Origin of the sequence: Hyalangium ruber (genome assembly GCF_034259325.1) — a bacterium.
GTDB lineage: Bacteria > Myxococcota > Myxococcia > Myxococcales > Myxococcaceae > Hyalangium_A > Hyalangium_A rubrum.
Genome location: NZ_JAXIVS010000022.1, coordinates 128,764 through 136,073 on the forward strand (window position 1 = coordinate 128,764; position 7,310 = coordinate 136,073).

Genomic DNA, 7,310 nt, shown 5'->3' on the forward strand with positions numbered 1-7,310 from the left:
GGCCCCCCTGCTCCCACAGGGGGGCCTCTCCGAGCGTGGCCGAGCCTACTTCGTGAAGGAGATGGGGCCGTTCGAGAGCGTGCTGTTGCCCGCGCCGTCGATGGCGCGCACGCGCCAGGTGTGCGCGCCGGTCCCCAGTCCGGTGATCGAGGTCTGCTCGGTGCCCACGCCGTACACCTCGAACTCCCAGAACGAGTACCCGTAGGCCGTCCCGCGCTGGATTCCGCGCATCCGCACGTAGCGCCCGGCGCCGTTCAGGCCACCGAGGTCATCGATGCCGCCGTTGCCGTTGGCCTCGGTGTAGAGCGGCTGCCAGCCGTTGACGCCATCCAGCGAGGTCTCGATGACATACTGGCGGCCATACGCGGTCTCCCAGTTGAGGACGACGCGCTTGATGGCATAGATGGCGCCGAGATCGACCTGGAACCACTGGGTGTCGGGGTTGCCGACGGTCAAGGAGCTGCCCCAGCGCGTGGTGAGGTTTCCATCCACCGAGTCAGCGGGAGGCCGGCCCTCGGAGGAGCTGGCGGAGGCATCGCGCCCGCGTGCGAGGTTGACGCTCGCGCCACCCTCATAGGGCCGCCCCGTAATGGCCGGCGTGCGGTCGGCTCCATCCACGACGAGGACATACCGAGAGAGGCCGGCGCCCACGTCGCTCGACTGCTCCCAGACGAACGTCGTCGAGGCACCGGGCGCCGAAGTGCCCGCCGCCGGGAAGAGCGCGGAGAACGCCGTGGGCGGCGTGGTGTCGTTGAGCGTGAACGTGAACGTGGCCGAGGTGGTGACGCCGCCAGCCCAATTGGTCGCCCGGACGAACCAGGTGTGCTGGCCGTTGGCGAGCGGCGTGGTGAGCGTCACGGAGGTGCCCTTGGTCGTCGCCACCGGAACGGGGTTGCCGTCCAGGAACACCTGGTAGCGCTGGATGCCCGTCTGCGCATCGCTGCTCGCCGTCCACGTGAACGCGGGGCGGGCCCCGGTCATCGTCGTCCCCTGCGCCGGAGTCAGCAGGTTGAAGGCCGCCGGCGGGGTGGAGTCCGTGAGGCCGAAGCCCTGGATGCCCACACCGTACTGGAAGAGCGGGTTGCCGTAGATCGGCTGGATGGGCAGACCCGCGGCGATCCGCGAGCGGATCGTGGCGCGCTCGGCCTCGGTGGCACCCAGGTCGAACGGCAGGTCCCACCGCTCCAGTTGGTTGTTCTCCACGTCGGTGCCGATCTGGTCCATCGAGCGCGGCAGCTGCCACGGGAGCCGGCCGGTCGGCAGCACGTCACCGAACAGCACATCCGCCACCGCCACACCGCCCATGTCTCCCGGCCGGTAGGCGATCATCAGCGCGTTGCTCTGCGGCACCACGTTGGTGAGGATGTAGGGCCGCGGCATGATCATCACCGTCGTCGTCGGGATGTTCTGCGACTTGAAGCCGGTGATGACGCTGTACTGGTTGCTCCACTTCGGGTCGTGTGCCGCGCCGATCGGATCGCCCGGCAGGTAGGGCTTCTCCTTGTCCCACTCGGTGCCGTGCGTGAAGTAGCTCTCGCCCACCACCACGATGGCCGCGTCCGGCCGGACTCCCGCGGGTGCGGCGTCCTTGTAGACGGTGATGCCCTCCGCCTCGGCCCGCTGCTTGACGGCCTGGTAGATGGTCAGGTCACCGAACTCGGTGCCATGGAAGTCCGAGCGCCAGGTGACCATGCACGACGGATCATCGGCGCGCGGGCCGGCGATGACGAGCTTGGAACCAGCCGGCAGGCGGATGGGCAGCGCGCCATCGTTCTTGAGCAGGGTCATCGCCTGCTGCGCGGCCCGGCGGGCCAGGGCCTTGTTCTCGCTCGTGTGCCACGCGGCGGTGCCCGCGGGGCCCAGACGATACGGATCCTCGAAGACGCCCATCCGGAACTTCAGCTCGATGATGCGGCGAGCGGCCTGGTCGATGCGCGCCGCGCTGACCTCGGTCTCGAAGCTGGCCATCTGCCCGGGGTTGGCGCCGCCCATGACGTCGGAGCCCGCGTTCGCCGAGCGAGACCACGCCCCCGACGGGAGCCAGTCGGAGCAGATGACACCGGTGTAGCCCATCTGGTTGCGCAGGTAGTTGAGGATGCCCGGGTTGTCACCCGCGCCCCACCCCTCCGGCCCGAGCAGCCAGCTGCCCGCGTAGCCGGGCATGATGCCGCTGGTGCCGGCTTCGATCGCCGCGTGCCACGGACGCATGTGGTAGTGGATCGTCGTGCCATCGTAGGTGATGCCGCCCTCACCGCCGGCGCCCTGGCCCGGCCAGTGCTTGGTGGTGACCCAGATGGAGTGCGGGTTGACCTCGGGGCCGCCCTGCAGGCCGGCGATGAGGGCGCGCGTGAGGCCCGCGGCGAGATCGGCGTCCTCGCCGCTGCCCTCCTGGATGCGCGGATAGAGCACCTTGGTGCCCACCTCGGCCAGCGGCGAGAGCGTGCCGCGGCTGCCCACGGCCAGCTGCTCGCGGCGCTGCATGTCACCCATCTCCCAGGCCGTCTGCAGGTCGCGCGTCGCCGCCAGCGCCGGCTGCGTGGGCCAGCTGGTCTTGAAGCCGTGGATGGAGTCACCCGCGTCGATGTAGGGGATGCCCAGGCGCGTCGCCGACGAGGCGCGCTGGTAGTTGACGATCTCCTCCGGGTTGAGCGGCCCCATGGTGAAGCCCGCCTCGGGGTAGACCTTGGCCTCGTAGAACATCTGCATGGCCTTCTCGTGCAGCGTCATCCGGCCCATGAGATCGTTCACGCGCGTGGCGATCGGGTTGCGCCAGTCCTCATACGGCTCGATGGTGCCGTTCTTGTTGAGGTCGCGCATGCCGTTGATGAGCGCGACCCCGTCCGCGGCCGTCTCGACCACCGGCAGGTAGACGCTGAAGGTCCGCAAGTCCGAGCGGCTGGTGCTGCCGCTCGAGAGCGTGGCGACGACGTACCACTTGTACGTCCAGCGGTCGGGCAGGTCCTGCGTGAACGTGTACGAAGTACCCGCAACGGTGGCGACCTCGGTGTAGCGGTCGAGCAGGTTGCCGGGCGCCATCCAGTCGTAGTCGTTGCGGGTCAGGTTGACGAAGAGCTTGTAGTTCGTGGCGCCGGTGACCGCCGCCCAGCTGAGGGTAGGCCGGCGGGTGTTGGTCACCATGGCGCCGTTGGCGGGATTGACCAGCGCGAACGCCCCCGCCACTGGCGGTGGGGCCGGAGCCGTGTAGGGGTCCGGGATGATGGTGCGGTCACGGCCGTCGGGAGGCGTGGTGCCCGTGGAGTAGATCTCCACCTTCCACTCCGCGTCCTGCACCGCCAGCGCGGTGACCGACTGCCCCCGCAGGGTGGTGCCCGAGGGCGTGAGCACCGCCAGGCGGATGTCCGTGTTGGGCTGCGTCGGAGAGAACTGGTTCTTCGACAGCGTGATGGTGGTGTTGGGCGGGAACGTCAGCAGGTAGGTGAAGGGGCCCGGCGGGTTGCGCACGGACGGCGTGGCGAAGCCTTCCTCCGGCGTCGGCGTGACGTTCAGGGGCGTTGGGGAGACGTTGATCTTCGCGTAGGCCATCTCCGGGAACATGAGCTTGACGACCTGATTGGTCGTCTGCGGCGGCGGGTTCGTCGGTCCGCTGCCGGGCGCGTACACCTCGAAGGACCACAGCGAATAGCCGTAGCCGGTGCCGCGCTCGGTGCCGCGCACCCGCACATAGCGGGCGCTGCCCGTCACCGTGATTTCACGGCGGCCCGGCGCGCCATCGGTGATGGTGGGGGCGAGGCTCGTCCAGGTGGAGTCGTTGGTGGAGCCTTCGATGGTGTACGTCTTTCCGTAGGCGCCCTCCCAGTCGAGCACCACCTTGCCGAGCGCGTAGGTCGCGCCCAGGTCGACCCGGATCCACTGCGGATCCGCGGCGAGCGAGGACCAGCGGGTCGTGGAGTCCCCATCCACCGCGTACCCCGCCGCCAGATGGGGAGCATTGACCTCGACGCTCGAGGCCGTGGCCGGCCTGGCCCTGGCGAGATCTCCGGTCGGTGTCGTGCCGCCGCTGCCGTAGACCGCGAACTCGTACAGGGAATAGCCGTACCCGGTGCCCCGGAGCTGCCCGAGGATGCGGACATAGCGGCCGGTGCCGGACACGGTCAGGTCATCGACTCCGCCGTCTCCGTTCGTCACCGGCAGCACGTTGGTCCAGTTCGTGGCGTTGCTGGACACCTGCACTGTGTAGTTCCTTCCGTAGGCCGCCTCCCACGAGAGGACCACACGGCTGATGGTCGTGCTCTGTCCGAGGTCGACGTAGATCCACTCATTGTCGGTGGCGAGGCTCGCCCATCGCGTCACGCCATCGCCGTCGACCGCAGCAGTTCCCCCGAAGGGGCCTTCCGTCGACGAGACCACGACCGGCTTGTTGAGGGCGAGGTTCGTGCCCGTCTGGGCCTGCGCGGCCAGCGGCCAGGCCACGATCATGCCGAAGAGCGCGAGCGTCGCGCAGCACCGTACCAACCGCCACCAGTCCCCTGGCGCGGCATGGGAAGACACAGTCGTCACGTTCATAAATGTTGGGAGAAGCGCTGGAGTGAGAGGGATTGCGAAAGGGAACGCGAGCGCCCCTCCGACGAGCCTTGTCGGAGGGGTGCTCGAGCGGTACGGCTCACTTCAGGTCGAGATAGTCGACCGAGTAGATCCACCCATTCGGATGCGTCACGCCGGTCAGGCAGAGCGTGCCGGTGCCACTGGCGGAGACGGGCGCGGAGATGTTCACCAGGTTCGGGGTGCTCCACCCACCGCTCGCCGTGCCAAGCGTCAGCGTACACAGCGTGGTGTTGTTGAACTTCAACTGCGCCTGGCCATTGGGGTACGGCGCGCCCACGTGAGCCGTCACGGAGGTGAGGCCCGTCATGTTGACGTTGCTCCAGCAGAGGGTGTCGCCGCCCTCGAAGCCGACGACCTTGCCACCACTGTCACCGCCGGCCTCGGCCCAGCAGCCGTTCATCGTGGCGCTCTCCGCCTCCAGGCGCTTGGGCGTCCCGCCAACGGGCGGAGGCGTGTCACCCCCGGTCGCGACGCACTGGCCCCAGGTGCCGCAGGTCGTCCCCGTGCGGCAGGTGCCACACGTGCCACCACAGCCATCACCGCCACACGACTTGCCCGTGCAGTCCGGCTGGCAAGCGTTGGCCGCCGTGCCGATGTACATGTTGTCGATGTACACCTGCGTGCCGTTGTACTGAGCCGAGCCGTTGTTCCCCAGGTCGATCTCGAACTTGTAGTTGCCCGTGGTGGTCGGGGTGAAGTTCGGCGCGGTGCAGGTCGTCCACCCCGTGCCAACGTTGCAGTTGAAGGTCGTGAGGACGGTCCACGGCGTCTGCGCCTGCACGATGCTGATGGGCACCGTACGGGCCGCGCTCGCCTTCAGGTCCACCTTCCACTTGTACTGGGTGCCAGCCTGCAGCGGGAAGCCCTCCTGCCGCACCTGCACGTTCCAGCCCTGCGTGCCACCGTTGTCGATGCGCACCCACTGCACGTAGCCACGCGTCCCGCCCTCGTTGATGATGTCGGTGAGCCCCGAGCCACCCTCGAAGAACAGATCGCTGCGGTGGTAGGTGTAGTCCTCGTTGAAGCCGCAGTTGCGGATGATGTTGTCCGGCGTCCCGTTCCCGTCCCCATCCTGGCAGGCGGCCGAGGCCGGCTTCGCGTAGCCCGAGTCGCGGTGGAACCAACGCACGTAGTCCACCTCGAGCTTGGCCTTGTCACCGTGGTTCGCCCAGTCGATGTTGATGCACGTGGACGGCGTCTCCTGGCACTTGCCGCTCACGCACGCCGCGCCGTTGGCGCACTGCGCGCTGGAGGTGCAGGCGCGGTTGGACCAGCCCAGGCAGCCCAGCTCCCCGCCCACCGCGTTGTTGAGGATGAGGTACATGGGCTGGCGGAACTCGGTCGCGTTGTCGCCCGTCGTGAAGGTGGCGACGGGTGCTCCGCCGTTCTGCGGCAGGTTGTCGATGTAGATCTTGAAGCCCGTCTCGTCCCACAGGAAGCCCCACGTGTGCCACTGGCGGTAGTCGATGGTGCGGCCGCCCCACTTCGCGCGCGCGCCGCCCACGTCCCCGTCACACTTGGCGTCTCCGCCGTTGGGCCAGTCACTGCAGGCGTTCGGGTGCCAGCCTCCGGGACTCGCCGCCAGCTCGCCCGCCTCGGGCAGCTCGCGCCACAGCGTGTTGAAGCCCATGGCCTCGTTCTGCGGGAAGAGGGCCGGGTTCTCCTTGATCTGGGAGTACTCCATGATGTCGATCTCGCCATTCATGGGCCAACCCGCGCTGTCGTCGCGGCCACCATTCGTGATGGCACCGTTGGCACCCAGCAGCCAGATCGCCGGCCACATGCCGTTCGGCGCCTGCGCCCCGGCGGGCAGCTCCGCGAAGGGCATCCGCGCCCGGAACTCGATGTAGCCGTAGCGGAACTCCACCTTCTCGTCGCTGCTGATGCGGCCCGAGGTGTACTTCATGCCGTTGGCCGGCGCGTTCGCCGTGCCGTTGAACGGCGCGCACTCGTCGTGGTCCCAGACCCCGTTCTGGTTCTGGTCACTCAAGCAATAGCCACCGGAACAGGTGCCGCGCGCCCCGCATTGGCTGGTGGCCGTACATTGCTGCCAGACTACGCAGTCCAGGGGCTCCTGCCGCGCCCGGAGGGTCAACTTCCCGCTCTCGACACAATAGTTCCAGTCGTTCGCGTGGTTGGGACACTCGCGGTTCGTATAGGCCTGCTGCTCGTAGTTGACCCCCAGGTTCTCCTTGGTCCAGAAGCTGGTGTTGAGGAAGGACTTCGGCTGGCCTCCATTGAGAGCGCCTCCAAAGTCGTCCTCCCAAGTGAGGGAGTAGCGCTGGCCTCCAATGCTCACCGTGGCGGCCGCGGTCTCGAGCCCTTCCTCCACGGAGGTACAGGAAGCGGCTTCAGGGGCCGATTCGGGGGGTTCCTCCACAGCGCATCCAGCGCCCAGCAAACCGAGCGCCCACACCCCGAACCCCAACAAGGGAGACTTCCAGCCCTGCCAGCTTCGTTTCATGTGGCTAAACCTTTCCAGCCTAGATTTAAAATTGGAATTTGCCGCAATTCACCCCCAGTGAGCTTAAGCTAAAATTCGAGTAAAAGCTCTAATTTTTGCAAGCGCTTTCAGGATCACACAAGCCTCTACTGTGGGCGTGGCATGGAGCTTCGCGGGCTTAGGGCCACCCCTTTCAAGGTGTTGCGTAGTGGCTCTCTGAGAGGAGAGGGTCCGGGAGAGCAGCCGATAGCCGACTGAGGCGTGCCGAGCCAGGGCCGAGGCCATCTTCTCGGGAGGTGCTCCC

At 67.7% G+C, this 7,310-nt stretch carries 2 protein-coding genes; both read right to left on the reverse strand.

From position 1 onward, the window contains the following. Nucleotides 1–45 precede the first annotated feature (45 nt). Nucleotides 46–4,437 (reverse strand): galactose-binding domain-containing protein, encoded by a 4,392-nt coding sequence (locus tag SYV04_RS40410; protein ID WP_321551433.1) that lies wholly within the window; start codon nt 4,435–4,437, stop codon nt 46–48. A 184-nt stretch (nt 4,438–4,621) separates the two neighbouring features. After that, nucleotides 4,622–6,943, reverse strand: a complete 2,322-nt coding sequence (locus SYV04_RS40415) for a carbohydrate binding domain-containing protein (RefSeq protein WP_321551430.1) — start codon at nt 6,941–6,943, stop codon at nt 4,622–4,624. Nucleotides 6,944–7,310: the final 367 nt, after the last annotated feature.

Coding starts and splice junctions, on each gene's coding strand:
- SYV04_RS40410 (WP_321551433.1), bottom strand. CDS start 4,437: ATGATCGTGGCCTGGCCGCTGGCCGCGCAGGCCCAGACGGGCACGAAC.